At 70.6% G+C, this 21,583-nt stretch carries 27 protein-coding genes and 1 pseudogene; 13 read left to right on the top strand and 15 right to left on the bottom strand.

Features of this window, described 5'->3' with window-relative positions:
* Nucleotides 1-15: 15 nt before the first annotated feature.
* Nucleotides 16-1,032, bottom strand: coding sequence for a LacI family DNA-binding transcriptional regulator (locus RM844_RS30960; protein WP_311670764.1), 1,017 nt, complete (start codon nt 1,030-1,032; stop codon nt 16-18).
* Between the two features lie 148 nt (nt 1,033-1,180).
* On the opposite strand from RM844_RS30960, the gene RM844_RS30955 reads away from it, so the two are divergent.
* A complete protein-coding gene (locus RM844_RS30955) occupies nt 1,181-2,272 on the top strand; it encodes an endo-1,4-beta-xylanase (protein ID WP_311670763.1) in 1,092 nt (363 codons plus the stop codon).
* A gap of 76 nt (nt 2,273-2,348) precedes the next feature.
* On the opposite strand, the gene RM844_RS30950 is transcribed toward RM844_RS30955, so the two are convergent.
* From RM844_RS30950 to RM844_RS30940, 3 genes are all read right to left on the bottom strand, one after another.
* Complete coding sequence (locus tag RM844_RS30950) at nt 2,349-3,113, bottom strand: ABC transporter ATP-binding protein (protein WP_311670782.1); 765 nt, start codon at nt 3,111-3,113, stop codon at nt 2,349-2,351.
* A 179-nt stretch (nt 3,114-3,292) separates the two neighbouring features.
* Entirely contained in the window at nt 3,293-4,330 is a 1,038-nt protein-coding gene (locus RM844_RS30945) for an ABC transporter substrate-binding protein (protein ID WP_311670762.1), read from the bottom strand.
* A gap of 154 nt (nt 4,331-4,484) precedes the next feature.
* On the bottom strand, nt 4,485-5,363 hold the full coding sequence (locus RM844_RS30940) for an ABC transporter permease (RefSeq protein WP_311670761.1): 879 nt from the start codon (nt 5,361-5,363) through the stop codon (nt 4,485-4,487).
* Between the two features lie 138 nt (nt 5,364-5,501).
* Between RM844_RS30940 and RM844_RS30935 the strand changes: the two genes are divergently transcribed.
* From RM844_RS30935 to RM844_RS30910, 6 genes are all read left to right on the top strand, one after another.
* Nucleotides 5,502-6,614, top strand: coding sequence for a LacI family DNA-binding transcriptional regulator (locus RM844_RS30935; RefSeq protein ID WP_311670760.1), 1,113 nt, complete (start codon nt 5,502-5,504; stop codon nt 6,612-6,614).
* 176 nt (nt 6,615-6,790) lie between these two features.
* Complete coding sequence (locus RM844_RS30930) at nt 6,791-7,057, top strand: hypothetical protein (RefSeq protein ID WP_311670759.1); 267 nt, start codon at nt 6,791-6,793, stop codon at nt 7,055-7,057.
* A complete protein-coding gene (locus RM844_RS33660; protein WP_394814635.1) occupies nt 7,023-7,553 on the top strand; it encodes a DUF6879 family protein in 531 nt (176 codons plus the stop codon). Before RM844_RS30930 ends, RM844_RS33660 begins: the two co-directional genes overlap by 35 nt.
* Nucleotides 7,553-8,398 (top strand): helix-turn-helix domain-containing protein, encoded by an 846-nt coding sequence (locus RM844_RS30920; RefSeq protein ID WP_311670757.1) that lies wholly within the window; start codon nt 7,553-7,555, stop codon nt 8,396-8,398. The genes RM844_RS33660 and RM844_RS30920 overlap by 1 nt, the downstream gene beginning before the upstream one ends.
* 296 nt (nt 8,399-8,694) lie before the next feature.
* Nucleotides 8,695-9,150 carry an NUDIX domain-containing protein gene (locus RM844_RS30915; protein WP_311670756.1) on the top strand — a complete coding sequence of 152 codons (456 nt, stop codon included), beginning with the start codon at nt 8,695-8,697 and terminating at the stop codon, nt 9,148-9,150.
* A 161-nt stretch (nt 9,151-9,311) separates the two neighbouring features.
* On the top strand, nt 9,312-10,136 hold the full coding sequence (locus RM844_RS30910) for a hypothetical protein (protein ID WP_311670755.1): 825 nt from the start codon (nt 9,312-9,314) through the stop codon (nt 10,134-10,136).
* 92 nt (nt 10,137-10,228) lie between these two features.
* On the opposite strand, the gene RM844_RS30905 is transcribed toward RM844_RS30910, so the two are convergent.
* The 6 genes from RM844_RS30905 to RM844_RS30880 form a co-directional block, all read right to left on the bottom strand.
* On the bottom strand, nt 10,229-11,092 hold the full coding sequence (locus tag RM844_RS30905) for an aminoglycoside phosphotransferase family protein (protein ID WP_311670754.1): 864 nt from the start codon (nt 11,090-11,092) through the stop codon (nt 10,229-10,231).
* Nucleotides 11,093-11,213: 121 nt separating this feature from the next.
* Nucleotides 11,214-11,834, bottom strand: coding sequence for a response regulator transcription factor (locus RM844_RS30900; protein ID WP_311670753.1), 621 nt, complete (start codon nt 11,832-11,834; stop codon nt 11,214-11,216).
* Entirely contained in the window at nt 11,831-13,084 is a 1,254-nt protein-coding gene (locus RM844_RS30895; RefSeq protein WP_311670752.1) for a sensor histidine kinase, read from the bottom strand. Before RM844_RS30895 ends, RM844_RS30900 begins: the two co-directional genes overlap by 4 nt.
* A gap of 108 nt (nt 13,085-13,192) precedes the next feature.
* Nucleotides 13,193-13,957, bottom strand: coding sequence for an ABC transporter permease (locus RM844_RS30890; protein WP_311670751.1), 765 nt, complete (start codon nt 13,955-13,957; stop codon nt 13,193-13,195).
* Nucleotides 13,957-14,928: an ABC transporter ATP-binding protein gene (locus RM844_RS30885; protein ID WP_311670750.1), complete on the bottom strand. Its 972-nt coding sequence runs from the start codon at nt 14,926-14,928 to the stop codon at nt 13,957-13,959. The genes RM844_RS30890 and RM844_RS30885 overlap by 1 nt, the downstream gene beginning before the upstream one ends.
* 99 nt (nt 14,929-15,027) lie before the next feature.
* A complete protein-coding gene (locus RM844_RS30880; RefSeq protein ID WP_311670749.1) occupies nt 15,028-15,396 on the bottom strand; it encodes a winged helix-turn-helix transcriptional regulator in 369 nt (122 codons plus the stop codon).
* A 130-nt stretch (nt 15,397-15,526) separates the two neighbouring features.
* Between RM844_RS30880 and RM844_RS30875 the strand changes: the two genes are divergently transcribed.
* Nucleotides 15,527-16,363 carry an enoyl-CoA hydratase/isomerase family protein gene (locus tag RM844_RS30875; RefSeq protein ID WP_311670748.1) on the top strand — a complete coding sequence of 279 codons (837 nt, stop codon included), beginning with the start codon at nt 15,527-15,529 and terminating at the stop codon, nt 16,361-16,363.
* A 156-nt stretch (nt 16,364-16,519) separates the two neighbouring features.
* Here the strand turns inward: RM844_RS30875 and RM844_RS30870 are convergent, their stop codons facing one another.
* From RM844_RS30870 to RM844_RS30850, 5 genes and pseudogenes are all read right to left on the bottom strand, one after another.
* Nucleotides 16,520-16,786: a hypothetical protein gene (locus tag RM844_RS30870; RefSeq protein WP_311670747.1), complete on the bottom strand. Its 267-nt coding sequence runs from the start codon at nt 16,784-16,786 to the stop codon at nt 16,520-16,522.
* A 125-nt stretch (nt 16,787-16,911) separates the two neighbouring features.
* Nucleotides 16,912-17,393, bottom strand: a pseudogene (locus tag RM844_RS30865) (hypothetical protein).
* A gap of 52 nt (nt 17,394-17,445) precedes the next feature.
* Nucleotides 17,446-17,796, bottom strand: a complete 351-nt coding sequence (locus RM844_RS30860) for a hypothetical protein (protein WP_311670746.1) — start codon at nt 17,794-17,796, stop codon at nt 17,446-17,448.
* 83 nt (nt 17,797-17,879) lie between these two features.
* Nucleotides 17,880-18,092 (bottom strand): DUF397 domain-containing protein, encoded by a 213-nt coding sequence (locus RM844_RS30855; RefSeq protein WP_311670781.1) that lies wholly within the window; start codon nt 18,090-18,092, stop codon nt 17,880-17,882.
* A 12-nt stretch (nt 18,093-18,104) separates the two neighbouring features.
* Complete coding sequence (locus RM844_RS30850) at nt 18,105-18,959, bottom strand: helix-turn-helix domain-containing protein (protein ID WP_311670745.1); 855 nt, start codon at nt 18,957-18,959, stop codon at nt 18,105-18,107.
* A gap of 229 nt (nt 18,960-19,188) precedes the next feature.
* Here RM844_RS30850 and RM844_RS30845 point away from each other — a divergent pair, with 229 nt between their 5' ends.
* The 5 genes from RM844_RS30845 to RM844_RS30825 form a co-directional block, all read left to right on the top strand.
* A complete protein-coding gene (locus tag RM844_RS30845) occupies nt 19,189-19,710 on the top strand; it encodes an ATP-binding protein (RefSeq protein ID WP_311670744.1) in 522 nt (173 codons plus the stop codon).
* A gap of 152 nt (nt 19,711-19,862) precedes the next feature.
* On the top strand, nt 19,863-20,291 hold the full coding sequence (locus RM844_RS30840; RefSeq protein ID WP_311670743.1) for a DUF7848 domain-containing protein: 429 nt from the start codon (nt 19,863-19,865) through the stop codon (nt 20,289-20,291).
* Nucleotides 20,292-20,321: 30 nt separating this feature from the next.
* Entirely contained in the window at nt 20,322-20,780 is a 459-nt protein-coding gene (locus RM844_RS30835; protein WP_311670742.1) for an NUDIX domain-containing protein, read from the top strand.
* Nucleotides 20,780-21,103, top strand: a complete 324-nt coding sequence (locus RM844_RS30830; RefSeq protein WP_311670741.1) for a hypothetical protein — start codon at nt 20,780-20,782, stop codon at nt 21,101-21,103. Before RM844_RS30835 ends, RM844_RS30830 begins: the two co-directional genes overlap by 1 nt.
* Nucleotides 21,100-21,583 (top strand): helix-turn-helix domain-containing protein (locus RM844_RS30825; RefSeq protein WP_311670740.1); only part of this gene is annotated, 484 nt, incomplete at its 3' end. The genes RM844_RS30830 and RM844_RS30825, both read left to right, overlap by 4 nt.

Below are 21,583 nucleotides of genomic sequence, written 5' to 3'. Positions count from 1 at the left end.
GGCCGGCCGCCGCGCTCAGCGGGCCGGCGGCGGCGCCGTCGAGGCCCTGACCACCAGCTCCGTGGCCAGTTCGAGCCGGGGCGTGTCGATCTCCTCGCCCCTGGCCTGGCGCAGCACGGTCCGCGCCGCGACCTTGCCCATCTCGGCCAGCGGCTGCCGCACCGTGGTCAACGGCGGCGCCGACCACCGCATTTCCGGAAGGTCGTCGAAACCGACGATGCTGACCTCCTGCGGCACCCGCAGCCCGCGCCGGCGCAGCGCCTCCATCGCGCCCATCGCCATCTGGTCGCTCGCCGCGAACAGCGCGGTCGGCGGCTCGGCCAGCTCCATCAGCCGCTCGCAGCCGGTGAACCCGGCCTCGTGGTAGAAGTCGCCCGGCACCATCAGCTCCTCGGCCACCGGCAGCCCGGCGCCCTCCAGCGCGGCCCGGTAGCCGTCCAGCCTGGCCCGGCTGCACAGCAGCCGGGGCGGCCCGGCGATGAAGCCGATCCGCCGGTGCCCCAGCGAGAGCAGGTGCTCGGTGGCGGCCAGCCCGCCGGCCCAGTTGGTCGCGCCCACCGTCGGCGCCTCCAACGGCGGGGCGCCCGCCGGGTCCACCACCACGATCGGCACCCCGAGCCGGTGCAACTCCTTGTGCAGCAGCGGCTCCAGCACGCTGGTCACCATGATCACGCCGTCCGAGGCGCGGGCCCGCAGGTTGGTCATCCACTGCCGGGCGGCGCCGGCCCGGTCGTGGATCGCGGAGACCACCGTGCCGACCCCGGCCGCGTGCGCCACCTCCTCGACGCCCCGGATGATCTCCACCGCCCACGGGCTGTCCAGGTCGTTGAAGACCAGGTCCACCAGCGCCGCCCGGTCGCCCGGCGCGTGCGCCCGGCGCCGGTAGCCGTACTGGCGCAGCAGCTCCTCCACCCGGGCGCGGGTCTCGGGCGCGACGTCGGAACGGCCGTTGACCACCCGCGATACCGTGGGCACCGACACCCCGGCCTCCCGCGCTATGGCCGTGATCGTGACCTTGCGTTCCGCTGCCATGGTGGTACCTCTTCGTTGGTTCTCGTGCTCCGGAAGTTTTTCGACATTATTCCGGAAGGGTTGACGGTCACCCAAGTGACCCTTAGAAACAGAGCCGTCAGCCTGCGGGGGCATGACAACGAAAGGGGCACACCCTATGACTCCCCTGGTGCGCAGAGCCGCGATCGCCGTCACAGCCGGAGCCTTGCTCTCCGGCGGGCTGCTCGTCAACGCACAGGCCCAGGAGACGGGAACCGCCACAGCCACGGACAGCACGGTCGAGGTCGCGCCCGAGGTCGCGCCCGAGGCCGCCACGCTCCGCGAGGCCGCCGAGGCCACCGGCCGGTTCATGGGCACGGCCATCGCCGACGGCCGGCTCAGCGACGGCACCTACACCGGCATCGCGTCCTCCGAGTTCTCCAGCGTCACCGCGGAGAACGTGATGAAGTGGGACGCCATCCAGCCGTCGCAGGGGCAGTACAACTTCGCCGCCGCCGACCGGCTGATGGACTTCGCCGCGGCCAACGACCAGCAGGTCTGGGGCCACACCCTGGTCTGGCACAGCCAGCTCCCGAGCTGGGTCGCCAACGGCGGCTTCAACGCCGACCAGCTCGACCAGGTGATCCAGGACCACATCAACAACGTGGCCGGCCGGTACGCCGGCGAGATCGCCTACTGGGACGTGGTCAACGAGGTGTTCAACGACGACGGCTCGCTGCGCCAGTCCGTCTTCCTGAACACCCTCGGCGAGGACTACATCGCCGACGCCTTCCACTACGCGGAGGCGGCCGACCCCAGCGCCAAGCTGTGCATCAACGACTACAGCACCGAGCACACCGGCGCCAAGAGCGACGCGCTGTACCAGCGGGTCTCCCAGCTGCTCAGCGAGGGCGTGCCGATCGACTGCGTCGGCTTCCAGTCGCACCTGATCCTGGACCAGTACTCGGCCTCCGACATCCAGGCCAACCTCCAGCGGTTCGCCGACCTCGGCCTTGAGGTCGTCATCACCGAGCTGGACGTCCGGATGGACATGCCGGCCGACCAGGCCAAGCTGGACCGGCAGGCCCAGCAGTACCGGGACGTGATCGGCGCCTGCGTGGCCGTGACCGGCTGCACCGGCGTCACCGTCTGGGGCTTCGGCGACGCCGACTCCTGGGTGCCCGGCACCTTCCCCGGCCAGGGCGCGGCGCTGCCCTGGGACGACAACTACCAGCCCAAGCCGGCCTACACCGGCATCATGGAGGGCTTCGGCGCCAGCTGACCCCGGCCACCGCCCCCCACCCGGCGGCCCGGCCCCGCGGCATCCCTCCCTGTGCCGGGGCCGGGCCGCCCGGCCGTCAGTCGGCGGCGCCGCTGGCGCCCAGCAGCTCCCGGATGCGGCCGGTCACCCGCTGGAACTCGGCGCTCTCCAGGGTGCGCGCGTAGTCCCGCCGGGCCGGCAGGTCGATGGCGAACTCCTCGACCACCCGCCCCGGGCGCGGCCCCATCACCACCGACCGGGACGCCAGGTACACGGCCTCCGCCACCGAGTGGGTGACCAGCACCACCGTCATGCCGGTGGCCTCCCAGACCCGCCGCAGCTCCCGGTTCATCTGCTCCCTGGTCAGCGCGTCCAGCGCGCCGAACGGCTCGTCCATCAGCAGCACGTCCGGCTCGTGCAGCAGCGCCCGGCAGAGCGACACCCGCTGCTGCATGCCGCCGGAGAGCTCGTAGGGCATGGCGTTCTCGAAGCCGGTCAGGCCGGTCATCTCGATCAGCTCGTCGGCCCGCCGCCGGGCCCACGCCTTCGGCAGGCCGCGCATCTCGGCCTGGAAGAGGATGTTGCCGCGCGCGGTCCGCCACTCCAGCAGCGCGGCGCGCTGGAAGACGAAGCCGACGTCCCGGCGCGGCCCGCGCACCGGGGTGCCGCGGAGCGTCACCGCGCCGGCGCTCGGCGCGGTGAGCCCGGCGACCACCCGCAGCAGGGTCGACTTACCGCACCCGGACGGCCCGGCGATGCTGAGGAACTCGCCGGGCGCGATGCTGAGTTCGATGCCGCTGAGCGCGTGCACCGGGCGGGCCCTGGTCGCGAAGGTGACGTCGACGCCGCGCAGCTCGACCATCGGGCCGGCCGCCGCCGGCCGGCCGTCGCTGCCGGCGGCCTCCGCGACCTCGGCGCCGCGCGCGGGCTTCGGGCGCCGCGCGGCCTGCGCCTCCGCGGCCTGCGCGGCCGCCTCGGCCCGCGCGGCCGTCCTGGCGGTCCGCGCGGCCCGGACGGAGCGGGCGGCTCGGGCGAGCACGGTCACGCACCCCCCGTCGTGAACGACCCGTCGAAGTAGACGTCCGTCTCCCGCGGCTCCTCGATCAGCCCCGCCTCGGCCAGCACCTCGATGGTGCCCCGCCAGTCCGCCTCGGTGGTGTGCCCCGGCGGCTGGCCGGCGCTGTTCTCCGTGCTGAGCAGCGGGATGGTCGCCTCCCACTGGGCGAGCAGCACCTCCGCGCTCGGCAGCTGCGGGTCCCCGCTGTCCATGGCGGCGACCGCCGCGTCGGGCGACTCCTGGGCCGCCGCGAACGCCTCCGAGGTGGCGTCCACCATCCGCTGCACCAGGTCCGGGTCGTCCGCGATGGTGGCGGAGTGCGCGATCAGGCCGTTGCTGAAGAAGTTCAGCCCGGCGTCGGTGTACCGCAGGTAGGTGATCTCCTTGCCGCTCCGGTCGGCGATGGTGGGCCCCTGGTCGTGGGCGAAGCCGATCAGGCCGTCGACTTGCCCGCTGAGCATCGCCGCGTTCTTCCCCGCGGAGTCCAGGTTCTGCTGTTCGAGGTCGCCCTCGGCGAGCCCGACCGCGTTCAGGTACAGCGGGAAGGTGAGCGAGACCGCGTCCCCGGCGGAGACCGCGATCGTCCGGCCCCGCAGGTCCGCCGGCTCCTCGATGCCGGTCTCGCTGAACACCTGCACCGCCGACGGCGTGGACTGGAGGAAGGCGCCCACCGACCGGACGTCCACGCCCGCGTCGACGTTGGCCAGCACCGCCGGGGTGTCCGCCCAGCCGAAGTCGAAGTCCCGCTGGCCGACGGCCTGCACGGTGCGCGCCGAGCCCTGCCCGGCCTCGATGCTGAGGGCGATGCCGTGCTCCTCGAAGATGCCCTCCGCCACGCCGTAGTAGAAGGGGGCGTGCTCGCCGTAGGGATACCAGTTGAGTTGGAGGGTGACCTGGTCACCCTCGCCGGCCGCCGGCTCCCCGCCGCCGCCTCCGCAGGCGGCCAGGGCCAGGGCACCGGCCCCGGCGACGAGGGCGGTGAGGGTGGAGCGCGCCGGTCGGGCGGACGTGCGACTGGGCATGCGTCATCCTTCGCTTCGATGCGGGATGTGCTGGGGGGCGTGCGCGGACGTGCCGTTCGGTGTGCGCGGAATGGGCCGAGGTGGTGCGGGTGGCGCTGCGCGGGTGGGGGCGGGCCGGGATGGGGTGCGCGCCGCCGGGCGCGCCGGCCGTGCCTCAGCCGCGGTTGCGGCGCGAGGCGTGCCAGGGGATGAGGAACATCTCCGCGACCTGGATGACCGCGAAGAGCAGCACCCCGAGGGCGGACATGATGATCAGCGCGGCGAACAGCATGGCCGTGTCGATGTTGCCGTTGGCCTGGAGGATCACGTAGCCGAGACCGGAGTTGGCGCCGACGAACTCGCCGACCACCGCGCCGGTCACCGCCAGCGTGGCGGCCACCTTGAGGCCCGACAGCAGCTCGGGCAGCGCCGCCGGAAGGCGCACCTTGAGGAAGGTCCGCACCCGGGACGCGCCCATGGTGGAGGTCAGCTCCAGGAGTTCCGGATCGACCGAACGCAGGCCGCTGATGCCGGAGATCACCACGGGGAAGAACGCCATCAGCACCGCGACCAGGATCTTCGGGCCGTCACCGAAGCCGAGCCACACCACGAACAGCGGCGCGATCGCGATCTTCGGGATGACCTGGGCGAAGAGGATCAGCGGGTAGAACGTTTTCTCCAACGTGGCCGAATACACCATCAGGACGGCGACCAGGACTCCGACCAGCGCGGCGATCAGGAACCCGACGAGCGTTTCGCGGGTGGTCACCAGGGTGTGCGTCCAGAGGTAGTCGGGGTAGTCGACGAACGCCTGCCAGGTGTCGCCGGGGGAGGGGATGACATAGGGCTCGACCAGGCCGGTGGCGGTGACCAGGAACCACGCCACCACCAGCAGGGTGAGGAAGGTGGCCGGGTAGAGGGCCGCCACCACGAGGCCGCGTCGGGGGCGACGTCCGCGCCACCGGGTCCGGTCGGAGCCCTGGAAGTCCTGGGAGTCCCGGGGGTTCTGGCCGGTTGGTGGGGCCGTGGCCTGCTGTCGGGTTGCTTGAGTCACGCGGACCTCACGTCGCACTTCGGGGACGATGGGGGAAGCCTCGCTATGCTCGGACAGCGCTTTCCCGGTGGGGCTGGCAGAACGTGGGATAGCGCTTTCCCGTTTCGGTGATGTTAAGTTGGCGTAGGTGGAGGGTCAATGCCCTTGCAGCGGACCGGTCAGGACAGGCGGAAGCCGAGGGCGCGCGCCTCCAGCGGCAACCCGACGCTCACGGATGTGGCCGCCCGCGCCGGGGTCTCCCTGGCCACGGCCTCCCGGGTGCTCAACGACAGCGCTCGCAGGGTCGGGCAGGACCACCGGGAGCGGGTGCTGCGCGCGGCCCGGGAGTTGAACTACCGCACCGACCTCTCCGCGCAGGCCATGGCGCGCGGCACCGCGCCGGTGCTGGCCCTGCTGGTCAGCACCATCGACGACCCGTACTTCTCGGCCATCGCCGAGGGCGTCGCCGCCTCCGCCCACGACCACGGTGTGATCGTCACCATCGCGATCACCGCGCGGGACAGCGCACGGGAGCTGACCTCGGTGCGCACCATACGCGGCCAGCGGCCGCGCGCCATCCTGGTCTGCGGCAGCCGCATCGAGGGGAACCCGCACACCGGGGAACTCCTCGCCGAGCTGCGGCAGTTCACGGAGGCCGGCGGCCGGGCGCTGTTCCTCAGCCAGCCGGTCGGCGGGGTCGGCGCGGTGCGCCCCGACAACGCAACCGGCGCCCGCGAGCTGGGCGCCGCCGTCGCCGACCGGGGCTACCGACGGGCCGCGGTCGTCACCGGCGCCGCCAGCCTCGCGACGGTCGCCGAGCGCACGGAGGGCCTGCGGCGCGGGCTGGCCTCCCGGGGCGGCGAGATCACCGTGGTGGCCAGCGACACCTTCGACCGCGCGGGCGGCTACCGCGCCACCCGGCGCCTGGTCGAGTCCGGCCGGATCGCCGACGTGGACGTGCTCTGCGCGGGCAACGACTTCATGGCGGTCGGCGCGATGACCGCGCTGCGGGACGGCGGGATCGACCCCGGCCGGGACATCGCCGTCACCGGCTTCAACGACATCGCGACCGCCGCCGACGTCACCCCGCAACTCACCACCGTGCACTTCCCGTTGGCCGAGATCGGCCGCCGGGCGGCCGATCTCGCGCTGGACGCCACGGCCCCCCACACCGGCGACATCTGCGTCCCGGGCCAGGTCCTCCTCCGCGCCTCCTGCCCCCCGGCCGCCGGCACCCGCCCACCGGGCGGGGCGGCCGGTCGGCGCCCGTGAACTGCCGGGGGAGCGCGGAGGGGCGCCCCGGCTGGGAGGTTGGGCGCCGGGGGTTGACGCACCGCCTCCATCGGCCACCCATCACGATTGATCCAACTCAGGGACTCTTGACCGGGTGGTCCTGGCGGGTGACTCTCAGGTCATCGGCTGCCATCGGAGCGACACGGGGAGAGATCGTGCGCCTGCGCTTCCTGGGGATCATCCCGAACACCGGCAAGGACGACTCACCTACCATCTGGCTGGACGAGGACAGTGGCGACCTGCTGATCCAGTCCTACCGGGCTTCCGAAGAGGAGGTGAAGGCGTGCCAGGATGCTGGTTCGATTCCCGGTCACGGCACGGACATCCCGGACCACGAAGCGATCGTTCGGTTGCCCAAGGTAATGATCAAGTACATTCCCAGAGCGGATGGGGGTGGTGCCGATGAGGCCTCCGGCACGTGAGCCGTTGTCTCGTGCGCGGCGAACCGCGTTCCACCTGGAGGTTCGGGATCAGTACGCGAGTACCGACCCCGACTTCCTCGCATGGCGCGCGGGGCGTCGCACGTTCACGTCGGACAACCGCGTGAACTGGTGGGAGGGATGGCACGACGTAGTACAGGCAGCCGTTTCACGCGGGGTCTCGGTCCGTCGCGCCCGTGTGGTCTCGGAGCCGCTGACCGAGTACGTCCGATGGGAGTACGACTACGCGACGACCAATGTCGCCGCCGGTGAGGATGTCCGTTGGCTACCGCGACGCCAGGCCAAGGACCTCGCGGTGCCTGCGGTGGACTACTGGGTATTCGACGGCGAGTTGGTGCTTTTCCACCACTTCAGCGGGGACGGTGTACTCCTGGAGCGTGAGTACGTTGCCGACCCGGCTTTGGCCGGTTGGTGCGGTGTCGCGTTCAGCGCGGTCTGGGAGCGGGCGACGCCGCACGAGGAGTACAAGCCGATCTAGTGCAGTCAGCATCGTCGAGCGTCCGCGAGGCCAGGCGGGTCCTGGCCAACCGCCTGCGCGAGTTGGTCAGGGACGCCGGACTGGACGGTAAGGATCTCGCCGCCCTGTGTGGTTGGCATCCCTCCAAGGTGTCTCGCATCTCGACCGCGAAGACGCAACCGAGCGAGGAAGACATCCGGTCGTGGTGCCGCGCGTGTGGTGCCGAGGACCAGGCCGCTGATCTGATCGCCTCGCTTCGGGTCGCGGAGGGGGCATGGCTGACTTGGCGCCGGTTGGAACGGGCGGGACTCAAACGGTCCCAAGAGGAGCGGCTGCCGCTGTACCAGCGCACGCGACGTTTCCGCTCGTACAGCGTGTGGGCCCTCCCCGGACTCCTCCAGACCCACCAGTACACCGAGGATGTGCTACGGGCGATCCAACGACAGCGGATGACGGTGGATGACGTTGCCGGCGCGGTGGCGGCCCGAATGGAGCGCACCCGAGTGCTACGTGAGGGGCAGCGGGTGTTCGCTTTCCTGATCGAAGAGCCAGTGCTGAGAAACACGCTCAGCAATCCCGAAGCGCAGGAAGAACAGCTAGGGCATCTGGTCACCTTGAGTTCTTTGCCAAACGTCAGCATCGGTGTCGTCCCGGTTGCCCGGCAACGGCCGCAACTGCCGGTCGAGAACTTCTGGATCTATGACAACACGCAAGTCAATGTGGAGCTGGTGTCGGGCTACCTGACGTTGACGCAGCCCAGTGAGGTCAGGGCATACGCGGACACCTACACCAGGCTCGCCGGGATGGCCGTCTACGGTGAACAGGCGCGCGCCCTGATCCGGGAGGCGCGGGACTCGCTCACCTGAACTCGCCCGCAATCCGGCGCAATCGGCTGGGGGACGCGGCCCGAAGGCGCTTAGCGTTGTCGTGGGCGAGGCGACGCGGAGGAGTCGGTGTGAGCGAGCCGTGAGCCTTTCATCAGCTGCTTCCACCCCGGCCTGACCGCGTTGCCTTCACCTGCCGCTGCCGCTGCCGCTGCCGCTGCCGTCGACGGTGACTCGTGACTTCGTGTCGGCGGACCAAGGCGTGACCCACTCCCCACGTCTCCCGTTGAACCAGCTACCGCGAGTCTCCTGATGCTTGCCCGACCATGAAGGTGTGTATGAAACGGATCGTTGCCCGCCTGTGGAAGCTCATTCGTGGTCCGCTGCAGTGGCGTGTCCTCTGGATCGCACACGCGAAATTCATGGTGGGCGTCACCGGGGTGGTGCGGAATGAGGCAGGGGAAGTGCTGCTCCTCAAACACCGTATGTGGCCTGCGGATCGCCCCTGGGGTCTGCCCACCGGATATGCGGTCAAGGGCGAGGAGTTCCCGCTGACCATCGTGCGTGAGGTGCGGGAGGAAACCGGCCTTGACGTGGTGCCGGGGCGACTTGTTCAGGTGGCCAGCGGCTACAAACTCCGAGTGGAAATCGCGTACGAGGCGCTGCACGTGGGTGGAGATCTCAAGATTGACGGCTTCGAGATTCTGGAGGCGAAGTGGTTCCGGCCGGACACACTCCCGGATGGGATGCAGGAGTCCCACATCCAGCTCATCAAGCAGGCTCCTCTGGCCTGACGGGACTTACCCCGAACGAGTCCGTCACGGGTGTGCGAGCACTGGCTGCCCTGGCCGCCTTGCGCGCCGACGCCTCCTCGCTCACTGGACAACATCCCGCTCACGTGTTCCGTTCGCTCCCGGAAACACTCAGTCGATGGACGGCTGACGGAATCGACACCGTGCCCCTGCTGTCTGGCGTCGAGTGCGCCAAGCAGCGATATGCGGGCTACGGGCTGTCGCAGATGCTGCCGTTCGGCCGCGTCCTGGTCGGTTGTGATTCCTCGCGGGCTGGTGCTTTCGGCGGATTCCACCATCCCGACCAGGGGTACCGGCACCTTCAGATGGTCGCCATCATCACCATGCAAGGCCCCATGGAACTCCGGAGTCCCGAAAGCCCGGCGTTGGCCCTTCTCGACCTGTTGCGCGCGTACGCCCATGACTGTCTCCACTACGGATCGCGTCGGCGGTACGTGGAAGTGGCGGGGGCACCCGTCCGTACGCAGTACGGAATCAACTACCGCCGTGCGACCGGACAGTCATACTCAGCTGCCGACGAGAGCGGAAGCCGTCACACGCGCAATCTGGGAATCATCATGGAAGGCGCGTGCGACCGGGAAGCACGTCTCATCACCCGGCGGACGGCCGCGCTCTTCGGCATCACGGAACCTGCGGACGTGCTCGGCGCACTCGCCTTCCGGGATATGACGGGGACGCTGACCGAAGAGGACAGCAGTCGCGTGGTGGACATCCCGGAGAGCGTGGAGAGGACGCGATATGCCGCAGCCCTCCGCGACTACGAAACGGGCGTCAACCGCCGGTACACGCACTTCCTCGGGGAGTTCGCACCGGGGGAGGAACACGAATGTCACACACGATTACTCACCGCCATCATCAGTGGTGACACAACGACGCTGGGGGCATGGCTGGATGGCCGACACGGCCCCGGGACATTCACCGGCTTGTTCCGAGCACCGGACTACTTCGACCCCGGTCTGACCGCGTAGCCGGTTGTCTTCCGCACGGCTCTCCGGCACGCCCGGCCGCGGCCGGGCCCCCGGACGGTCGATCGCCGCGTCCTGCCCGCCTTCGGCGTCGGTTACCGCCCCAGTCGCCTGGTCAGCGCGTCGAGGGTCGGCCAGGGTGGGCCGTCGTGCAGCGCGCGCAGCAGCTCGTCTCCGAAGCGCCGCCCGTTCGGGAAGGCGTCGTCGCGGTCCCAGCGCCAGGCCGCGACCATCGCGAGGACGAGTTGGCGGCAGGCGTCCAGCAGCCCCTGGTCGATGTCCGGGTAGTGCGCGGGGACCGCCTCGGGGACGTGGGCGAGGTCGAACTCGACGGGGCCGCGGCAGCACGTCTCCAGGTCGATGAAGAGCGGGCCGTCGCGGGTGCCGAGCACGTTGCCCGGGTGCGGTTCGCCGTGGAGCAGCTGCTCCGGGGCGCCGCGCTCCTCGATCTCCCGGCGCAGGCCGGCCAGTCTGCCGCCGAGGAAGTCCCGTTCCGCGTGGGCGAGTTCCGGCGAGCGCGCCGGGTCGGCGACGATCTCCTCCGCTTCCGTGATCCGGTCGGTGAACCGGGGGCTCGGCAGATCGACCTCGCGCATGCCGGCGTGCAGCAGCTCCAACGCCCTGGCGTAGTCGGCCGGTGAGAGGTGTGGCGTCACCGGCTCGCAGTAGGTCCACAGCGTCACCGCGAAGCCGTCGCGGGTGAACACCCGTGGCGGCACCCGGGGTTCCAGGGGGCAGACCGGCGCTCCCACCTCGGCGAGCCGCTGGGCCAGCTCGATCTCGAACCGCGCGACCTCCTCTCCCACCGGGGCGACGCGGGCGAAGACGTCGCCCGGCGTGAGCCGCAGCGCCAGCTTGTTCGAGTTGTGCAGGACGACGGCGTCGCTGACCGGCAGGCCTTGCGACGCGGCGACCGAGGTCGCGGCCGCCGTCGCCCGCGTGACGTGGGGCATCTCCATGCGCCCAACGTGGCACACCGGCCGCCGCCCGGTCTCCCGCATTACCGCGCCGGACGCGCGTCGGCCGCGCGCCGGCCGCGCGCCCAGCCCGTCGGCCAGCCAGGCGGCCGGCAGGTAGGCGTCAGGTGAGCAGGCGACGGCGGTAGCCCTCGGCCACCGCCGAGGCCCGGTCGCGCACGCCGAGCTTGCCGTAGATGTGTTGCAGATGGGTCTTGATACTCGCTTCGCCGATGAACAGCGCCGCGGCGGCCTCCCGGTTCGAGCTGCCGTTCGCGACCAGTTGCAGCACCTGCTTCTCCCGGTCGGTCAGCGTGCCCGCGCCGGGCCGCCGCACCTGCCCCATGAGGTGCTGTGTCACCGACGGCGCCAGCACCGACTCGCCCCGGGCGGCCGCGCGGACGGCGTGCGTCAGCTCGTCGGGCAGCGCGTCCTTCAGCAGGTACCCGATGGCCCCCGCCTCGATCGCCGGCAGCACGTCGCTCTCGCTGTCGAAGGTGGTCAGGACCAACACGCGTACGTCCGGGGCCCGTTCGCGCAGGGCAGCGGTCGCGGCGACGCCGTCCATCGTGGGCATCCGCAGGTCCATGAGCACGACGTCCGCGGCCAGTGACCGGGCACGCTCGATGCCCTCGGCGCCGTCCCCGGCCTCACCGACCACGACGATGTCCTCGGCGTCCGCGAAGGTGTCGCGCAGACCGCCCCGCACGATCGGATGGTCGTCGACGATGACGAGTCGGATCACCGGTCGGTCTCCCCCTTCGCTCGCGTGCCCCCGGGGGCGATCGCCGGAACGCGCGCACTGACGGATGTCCCCTCACCCGGCGCGCTCTGCACCGCCACGTGACCGCCGACCCCTCTGACGCGCTGGCGCATGCTCGTCAGGCCGAAGCCGGTGCCGACTCCCTCCACGAACCCGCGCCCGTCGTCCCGTACGTCCAACAGCACCTCGGGGCCCGCGTACGACAGCGTGACCCCGACGCGGGAAGCCGCCGCGTGCTTCGCCACGTTGGTCAGCGACTCCTGCGCCACCCGGAAGAGCGACACCTCGATCGCCGGGCTCAGCGGCTCCCGGGGGCCGGTGACCTCCACCCGCGCGCTGATCCCCTGGTCCGCCGCCCACCGCTCGGTCAACGTGCGCAGCGCGTCGGGGAGGTGCGCCCGCCCCAGCTCCCGGGGAGCGAGCGCCCGCACGGACCGCCTGGCCTCGGTCAGGCTGCTGCGCGCGAGCCGCAGCGCCCGCGTGACGTGCTCGTCCGTCTCGCCGCGCAGCCGCGCGGACCGCTCCGCCGCCTGGAGCTGGGTGATGATGCCGGCGAGCCCCTGGGCCAGCGTGTCGTGGATCTCGCCGGCCAACCGCTGCCGCTCGTCCTGCACCCCGGACTCCCGTGCCTGGGCGACCAGTTGCGCGTGCAGCCCGGCGTTCTCGTGCAGCGCCGCCTCCAGGCGCGCGACGAGTTCCTCGCGCCGGCGTTCCTCCGGCTCGCTGCGCGCCGTCAGCAGGACGCCCGCCCCGATCGCCGCGGTCTGAACGGTGACGATCAGCAGGAACCCCGCGAGCTTGTCCGGCGCCGGGTCGGCCCACACGCCCATCGTCGCGCCGTTCAGGGCCACGGAGGTGGCCAGCACCCCGAGCACCCCCAACGGCCACGGCCGGAGCAGGCAGGCGTGGAAGAAGCCCGCGATGGTGAAGACGAGGAAGGTGTCGGAGTACGTCATGAGGAGGACGCACAGCGCCAGCAGCCCGACGAGGAAGACGCCCGCCGACCCGGGCCGCGGTGTCCGCCTCCTGGCGGGCAGCGTGTGGCCGAACAGCACCCACAGCACCGAGACCGCGACCAGCCCCAGGACGGACGCGCCCGCGGGCCAGAAGCGTTCACCGGAGCGGGGGAGGACCCACGCGAAGTAGATCGCCGTCGAGACGGTCAGCAGCAGCCACGGAGTGACCAACTGCAACAGGTCCCAGTCCCGCCGCCCGACCTCTTTCCAGGCCAACCGGGGGCGGTGCGGGACCCCAGCGCCCTCCGCGCCTTCCGCGCCGGCGGACGCGGGCGTCCCGGAACTCGGGCGCACACCGGCCCAGGCATCCCGCGTCATCGGCATCTACTCCCAGCGGAAGAGCTTCGTCGCGACCGCGCTCGCGACGACCGCGATACCCGCCATTATGGCAATCTGCGCCCAGAAGGGCTGGCCAGCGGCGGTGGCGGTCAGCTCACCCGCCTCGGCTGACCACGCCGAGGTGAGCGTCTGTAGCCCGGGCGGTACGAAGTCGCCGACCCAGCGCAGCACGTCGGGCATGAGGAAACGCGGCAGGAACGCCCCGCCGAAGAACATCAGCGCGACGAACAGCAGGGTGCCGATCTGGTTCGCGGCACCGCTCGTGCGGGCCACGGCCGCGGAGATCATGCCGATCCCCAGCAGCGCCGCGTAGCCGACGAGGAAGGCGACGACGAACCGCACGGGCCGCTCGGGCGGCGCGATGTCCAGCACCGCCCACGCGCAGCAGACCATGAGGACCGCGGCGACCACCACCGAGGCGAACGCGACGATCATCTGTGCCAGCAGGACGTTCCGCGGATGCGCGGGAGTGGTCGAAAGCCGGCGCAGGATGCCGCGTTCCCGGTAGGTGGCGATCACCGCCGGGATGTGCTGCACGGCGATCATCACCATCCCGAACACCAACGCGGTCGGCGCCCAGACGTCGATGGACCGCAGGTCGCCGGTCTCCGGCGACGGCTCCCTGAGCGCCGGGACGGCGCCCAGCCCGAGCAGGAGCCCCGCCGGGAACAGCACACCGAAGGTGACGGAGCCGGGGTCGCGGAGGAACAGCCTCGTCTCGACCTTGACCATCTTCAGAAGCGCACCCATCAGTCGTCCCTCCGCTCGGAGGCTTCCGGGGACTCCGGAGCTGCCTGGGGTTCCGGGGACGCCGCGGACTCCGGGGCGCGCCCCGTGAAGGCCACGAACGCGTCGTCGAGGTTGTGTTGGTCCACGCGGAGGTCCTCCGCCACCACCCGTGCCCTGGCCAGGGCCCCCGCCACGCTGCTCAGCAGCTGTCCCCGGCCGGTGACCAGCCAGCGGCCCTTGACGATCTCGACATCGATCACGTCGGGCAACTCGGTCAGGACCCGCTGGTCCAGCGGCTGACTCAGCCGGAACCTGACCTGCCGCACCGGACTCGACCGCGCGATCAACCCCTCGGGCGTGTCCACCGCGGCGACCCGGCCACCGTCGATCACGGCGATCCGGTCGCAGAGCCGCTCCGCCTCGTCCATGAAGTGCGTGACCAGGAGGATCGTGACCCCCGTGTCCCGCACCCGCTCGATGAGGCTCCAGGTGTCGCGCCTGGCCTGCGGGTCCAGCCCCGTCGTCAGCTCGTCGAGGATCGCGACCCGCGGACTGCCGACCAGGGCGAGCGCGATCGACAGCCGCTGCTTCTGCCCGCCCGAGAGCGCCTGGTAGCGCGTGTCGCGCTTCTCGGTCAGCCCGAGCAGTTCCACCAGCTCGCGCCAGTCGGCCGGGTTCCGGTAGAAGGAGCCGTACAGCTCCAGGGCTTCGCTGACCCTGATCGCGTCCGGGAAGCCGCTCTCCTGCAACTGCACGCCGAGCCGCTCACGCACCTCCGCCCGGTCCCTGATCGGGTCCAGCCCCAACACGGAGATCGACCCCGAGTCGGGCGTGCGCAGGCCGGCGATGCTCTCGACGGTCGTCGTCTTACCGGCCCCGTTGGGCCCGATGATGCCGAAGATCTCCCCCTCCTCGACGGTGAAGGAGACGTCCTCGACGGCGACGTGCCGACCGTAGCGCTTGTGCAGATGTCGTACTTCCAATGCGGTCACCCCGCGACGCTACGAGCGCACCGCGCCCCGCCACATCGACCGTACCGCTCTGACCTCGGTTGATACCCGCATCCACCGATCGGTGGACCCCGACACCGGCTAGGGGGCGGTCCTGCTGTCGTACGCCCGCTGGCAGTTCTGGATCTCCTCGCTGTGCTCGACGGTCCAGCGGTACAACTGCCCGAACGGCTCGCGCAGGGACTCACCCAACGCCGTGAGCGAGTACTCGACGCCGACCGGTGAGGTCGGCAGTACCTTCCGCTCGATCATTCCGTTGCGCTCCAGGCGGCGCAGCGTCTGCGTGAGGACGCGTTGCGTCACGCCTTCCAGACGGCGCTTCAACTCGTTGAACCGCATGGGCCGTTCCAACAGCGCCATGACCATCATCGACCACTTGTCGGCTATCTGGTCGAGGATCGGCCGACTGGGGCAGTTCGCCCGGAAGGTAACGGATGTTCCCTCGGTCATTCCGTGCGGGCCGGTATCCCTCATGTTCCTTGGTTCTCCCAGAGTGCGTTCTTGACGGTGCCAGGGGCGTCGCCGACGGTAGGTATGCAGAGCGAACCTACACATCTATCGGTAACTGATGGAGAGTCCCTTGACCACCCCTGTCTACTCGACGCTGCACGTGAGCAGCGCGGACGGCGTCGCCCGGATCGTCCTCGACAACCCGCCGGTGAACGTGCTCGACGTGACGATGATGCGCGAGCTGCGCACGGCGCTGGACGCCCTGCGGGGCGACTCCTCGGTCCGGGTGATCGTCTTCTCCAGCGCCGACCCCGAGTTCTTCCTCGCCCACGTGGACATGGGCATCGCGGAGCGGATGGACGATCTGCGGCAGCTCGCCGCGTCGGCGCCGGCGGACCTCAACGTGTTCCAGGCCGTGGGCGAGCTGCTCCGCCACCAGCCCCAGGTGACCATCGTCAAACTCGCCGGGAAGGCCCGCGGTGGCGGGGCGGAGTTCGTCGCCGCGGCGGACATGGCATTCGCCGCGGCCGAGACCGCCGGAATCGGCCAGATCGAGGCGCTCATGGGCATCGTCCCCGGCGGCGGCGGAACGCAGTACCTCCGCGACCGCGTGGGCCGCAACCGCGCGCTGGAGGTGGTCCTCACCGCCGACCTCTTCGACGCCGAGACCGCGGCGTCCTACGGCTGGATCAACAGGGCGCTGCCGGCCGACCAACTCGACGCGTATGTCGACCGTGTCGCCCGCGATATCGCCGCCCTGCCCGATGGCGTCGTCGAAGCGGCCAAGCGCGCGTTGCCCGCCGACGACCTCACAGACGGACTTCGCCGAGAGGACGAGGCGTGGGCCACGCAGATCGCGTTGCCCGCCGTCCAGCGACTGATAGCCCAAGGACTGCGCGACGGGGCGCAGACGCCCGCGGGCGAACGTGACCTTGAGGGCCTGATGCGCGGCGCCGTGCCCCGATGAGTCGGCACCGGTCGCCGGTGCCGGCCGGCGGTGACGGCGGTGCAGGCGGTGCCGGCCCTGCCGGTGGCCGGGGCCCTGTCTTGGCCGGCGACCAACGGGGCGGCTCGGGCCAGGAGTTCCGGCCGGCGGCCTGACTGGCGGGCTGGTCCCGCCCGGTCAGCCGTCCGTGGGCGGCAGCACGAAGCCACGGGTAGGGCCCCGCTGATCGCCCCGCGCCGACCCGGACGGGGGCGCTTCCCCCGGATACGCCGTGGCGAGGCCCACCAGCGCGTCAGCCGTGGTCTCCGTGCGCGTCTCGGGGTCGGCCTGGTCGTACACCCGCCACTCGCCCCCCGGGTCCGCCGGATCTTCCGGCGCCACCACGCCAGGGAGCCCCAGACGCCGCAACACGGCATCCACCTGCCGGGCTTCCTCCGCGTTCATGCGAACTCCTCTCTCGTACCGGACCGGGCAGGCGACCGTCACCGCTGCCGCCGCCCAGGGGCGACGGGAGGGGTGGGCTCGGTCGCACGCCGTGTGCTGGCCGGCGGCGGCCGGTCCGCTGGGGGTCACTGTCGGGCGGCGCCTTCGGGCCAGATGACGTGTACCGGGATGCCGGGGGTGCGGGCGGCGGTGACGGTGTCGGCGGTGCCGCCCCTGCCGGTGGACGGGACGCCGTCCCAGACGGCGACCAACTGGTCGGCCCGGGCCAGGAGTTCCCGGCGGCGGCCTCGTAGCCCTCCCGGCCGGCCCGGTCAACCGGCACGGTGTACACCTCGGCGGCGGCCTCGACCAGCCGGTCGTACCGCGCCGCGTCCTGCGGCTTGACCTTCCGCTCCCGGTAGTCCCGGCCGGGCACCACCACGACGAGCCGACCCCCCACCGCCAACACCGCCTCCGCGAAGAGGGAGTCCGCCCCCGCGGCGATGCAGGACACCCCCACCAGATCGCCCGGCTCGTGCCCGGCCAACAGCCCCCGCAGCGCCGCACGCACCAGCACCACCGTGGACTCCGTCAGATCCATGTGCCCCGTCACGGCCAGCGTTGCCATGGGTGTTCCCTCCCTCGTTCATGCCGGGCGGACCGGCACGGCCCCGGCCGCGTTACTCGATCGCTTCGAAGATGCCGATGTCGGTCGCCCGTTGCCATTCCGGGAGCGCGTCCCAGTCCGCGACATAGCTCGGCTTCGGCGCCTCGAAGTGCCGGTGGATCTGCGCGGTCCAGCAGATCGCCACGAACCTGCCCTTCTGTTCCCGGGTCAGCTTCGTGGCACCACCCGCGCTGATCTCCACGAACTGCCGGATCTGCTGGTACACCGCCGCCGCGGCCTCCCGCTCCCAGTCGGGCATGTCCTCCCACGGCGCGACGTAGCCGGGCTTCGGCTCCCCCGGGAAGTGTTCCTTCACACCAGCGATCCACGCGTCCCGAAAGACGCGCCCTGGCTCGTCCGTCATGCGAACTCCTCGTGTGCCGAGATCTCCGTGGTCCAGCAGGAGGACCGGACCCCGGCGTAAGCGCCGGAGCCCGACAACACGTCTCAGCTGTCCGACCCGGCCTCCTGGCCTTTGGCCAGCCCAACGAGCGCTGCCCACTGGGAGTTGCTGAACATCAACACGGGCCCTGCGGGGGCCTTCGAGTCGCGCACCGCCCGGCCGCCGTCGCCGGCGAGCGGCGCGACCTCCAGACAGTTACCGTTTCCTCCGCTGTAGCTGCTCTTCCGCCACTGCCCGATACCGTCTCCGGGTATCATCAATTCGCCTTCCTATTCCTGCATTTCCTTCGCCGCGCGCTGGATGAGCGCGAGGGAGTCCGCCGGGTTCAGGGCCGCTGCCCTGAGATGGTCGAACGCGTCGCTGTAGCTTTGGCGTTCCCCCGGCTGGTCCATGTAGAGCGTTCCGGTCATGTTCTCCACGCTGACCACGTCGGGGTTCCGTGGGAGGCCGAACACCACGAAAGCGCCGGTGAGTCCCGCATGGGCACCGGCGCCGTGCGGCAGGACCTGGAGAACGATGTGCGGGTGCTCGGTGAGTTCGCCCAGATGAGTGAGTTGCGCACGCATCACCTCGACGCCACCCACCGCCTGACGCACGGCCGACTCGCCGACGATCGCCCAGAGTCGGGGCGGCTGGTCCGGTAGCTCACGGCGCAGGATGGCCTGTCGCTCGCGCAGGACCTTCACCAACTCGTCCATGTCGGTCGGCGGCAGGATCGCCGGGTTGGCCTGGATCACCGCCCTGGTGTACGTCTCGGTCTGAAGCAGACCGGGAATCAGGATTGGTTCCCAGTTCTTGATCTCGGTGGCCTGGGCCTCCAGCGTGATGAAGTCCGCGTACGAGCGCGGGATGGCGTCCTGGTAAGCCCGCCACCAGCCCGGCTTGAACGCCTCCCGGGCCTCGACAAGGTAGGCGTTGATCACCCGCTCGTCTTCCACCTTGTACAGGTGCAGCAGCGCCTTCAGATCGTTCTGCGAGACACGGACCTCGCCGCCCTCGATCCGGTTGAGCTTCGGGCGCGAGAAGCCCATCTCCTGCGCGACCCACTCCGAGCTGAACTTGGCGCTGTCACGCAGATTTCGCAGATCAGCCCCGAGCCGTCGGCTCCGGAACGTGCTGGCCATCCGTCCTCCCACTTGTCCTTCTCCAGTCTGCCGTGTCCAACGAGTCACAGCCACCAGCCTCCCAGATCTGCACATGTGCAAGATGAGGACTTGCGGGATGAGTGCGCGCAGCATTACCTTGTAGCCACTCGTCCACGCAGAGTGGCGGGTGGTCAACTCGGCGTGCCCGGTCGCGGGTCGAGGCGCGCTGCGGGGCTCGTGGTCCTGGAAGGGGGCACGCGTGCTAATCATGAGTCGCACATTCCACTTCCCGGCAGGCATCGAATCGCCGGGCAAGGCTCGAAAGGCGGTTCGCGAGGCCGTACTTGCCTGGAGTTGTGGCGAGGATATCGCCGGCATCGCCGAACTCCTGACCTCGGAGCTGGTGACGAATTCGGTTCTCCATTCACCGGAGTCGCAACGCTGCCTGGTCGAAGTGGACGTATCCGACGGCCTGCTCACCGTGGGGGTCACCGACCGGGGGGCAGGTTCGCTGAAGCTGGCCACCCCTGGCCTGGGGGACGAATCCGGGCGCGGTCTTGCCCTGGTGAGGGCGCTCTCCGCCTCCTGGGGGTTCAGCCCCACGTGCGGCGGCGGGAAACGGGTGCACTTCAGCCTTGACGTTCCGATGCCGCCCTCGCATGTCTACGAACAGGAAGTCCGCCACCAGGGGAGAGCTGTTGACCGGGAGACCTGGCGCGACACCGGGGTTACGGATTCGGTTGGTCAAAAGCGGGGCTGGGTTTGTCCTCGTCTTCGGTTCACGGGATGACGAGCGACGCGAACTCATCACCTCCGCACAGCTGATGACCCTCGTATCGGACGGTGCCCCGCACGTGGGGTTGTCGGTCTCCGCGCGGACCAACTCCGCCCCGAGGCGTAGGCAAGACCCGTAGCCGGTTTGCGATTTGTCAGGAGAACGGAATGCCTACACGAAACCAGATACGGCAACCCCCGTCGCAGCTTGCCGATGCGGTGGAACGGGTCTCGATCGTCAAGGGCGCGGACTGGGTGTTGTGTGAGGAGCGGGGTGTGGGTGCGCCGGAGGCGATCTATGGCGTGGAGTGTCTGGGCTGCGGCGCCGCGTCTCCGTTGTTCGACAACGATCCGTTGCCCGTTGCGGTGTGGGCGTTGCAGCACACCCAACAGCTGCCAGAGCACACGCGGTTCCTGTCGCGGATCGAGCGGCACTGGCGGGTGGTGCGGCGGCCGGACGCCGACCCGGAGGCCGAAGGGCAGGCGGCGGCGGGGCCGGTCGCGGCCTTCCTCGACCAGGCGGCGGGGCCGGCGTTCGTCGGGTTGATGTGTCTGCTGACCGCGCTGTCCGGGCTGTTGCCCGCCACCTTGAACTAGCTATCCCTTCTTAACGAAAGGCGTTGCGTGATGCACACGAAGATTCTGCGGGCCGCGTTGCCCGTCACGTTCCACATCCTGGCCAGTACCCACACCAACCACATGCTGATGGTGCGGGGGCGGAAGGACGACGGGGGCGAGGGGTGGGTCCTGCCGCACGGGCAGGTCACCCCCGGGCGGTGCCTGATCCTGGCCGCCCGCGAACTGTTGCGTGAACAGACCGGCTGCGAGCGGGCGTTGACCGAGTACTTCCTGTGCACCCCGACCACCGACGAACACGGCACCCTCAACGGCCTGACCTACGTCCTGGACGGCGACATCCTCCCCGACGTACCCGGCGTCGATCCCGCCGAGGGGGCCAGCTGGGTGCCGATGCGGGAACTCCACGAACCGCCCGGCCTGTACCAGTACGCGATCATCGCCGCCGGACAACGCCGACGCCTCCCGCTGCTGATCAACGCCGACCGGCCCGAGGCCGCCTTCCTCTGATGAACCACACCACCGGACCTGACCAGGGGTGGGAACTCGACCTCCCCCACCCAGGGCGGGCCGCCGGTGACTGGGTGCTGGGCGCCTGCTGGTTCTACTGCGGCCACCAGATCGCCCCGGTCACCTGGATCGGCGCGCTCAGCACCGACGGCGCCCACGCACCCCTCTACGCCTGCGGCGCCTGCCTGGCCCAACTCCACGCCATGACCTGGGACTACACCCACGCCACCGGCTTCGCCGAGCACCTCTACCCCCACCAAACCACCACCGCCGCCGCCGGCTACCGACCCCGCACCCTCATCGGACACCGCTGGACCCCATGACAACCACCCGCACCTCGACCCGCACACCCGCCAGCGCCCTCGTCATCGGCGCCCACCTCCGCACCCTCCGCAGAACCCGCCACCTCCGCCTCGACCAAGTCGCCCCCCACGCCGGCATCTCCACCGCCACCCTCAGCCGCATCGAAACCGGCACCATCCACACCCACCAACGCCACCTCCCCGCCCTCCTCCACCTCTACCAACACCACCACCAACTCGACCACCTCACCCACCTCCTCAACACCCCACCCGACACCTGGCTCACCGACCACACCCCCGACCACCACACCCGCCTCACCGCCTGCCACCAACAAGCCACCACCCACCGCCACTACACCAACCACCACATCCCCCACCCCCTCCGCACCCCCGAATACAACGCCGCACTCACCCCCAACGCCCCACCACCCCCACCCACCCCAAGCCCACCCCCCACCGAACTCCTCCTCGACGAAGCCGTCCTCCACCGCACCCGAACCG

It is taken from the genome of Streptomyces chisholmiae, from assembly GCF_031845445.1.
GTDB classification, from domain to species: domain Bacteria; phylum Actinomycetota; class Actinomycetes; order Streptomycetales; family Streptomycetaceae; genus Streptomyces; species Streptomyces chisholmiae.
This window is presented reverse-complemented; position numbering and strand designations above follow the sequence as displayed.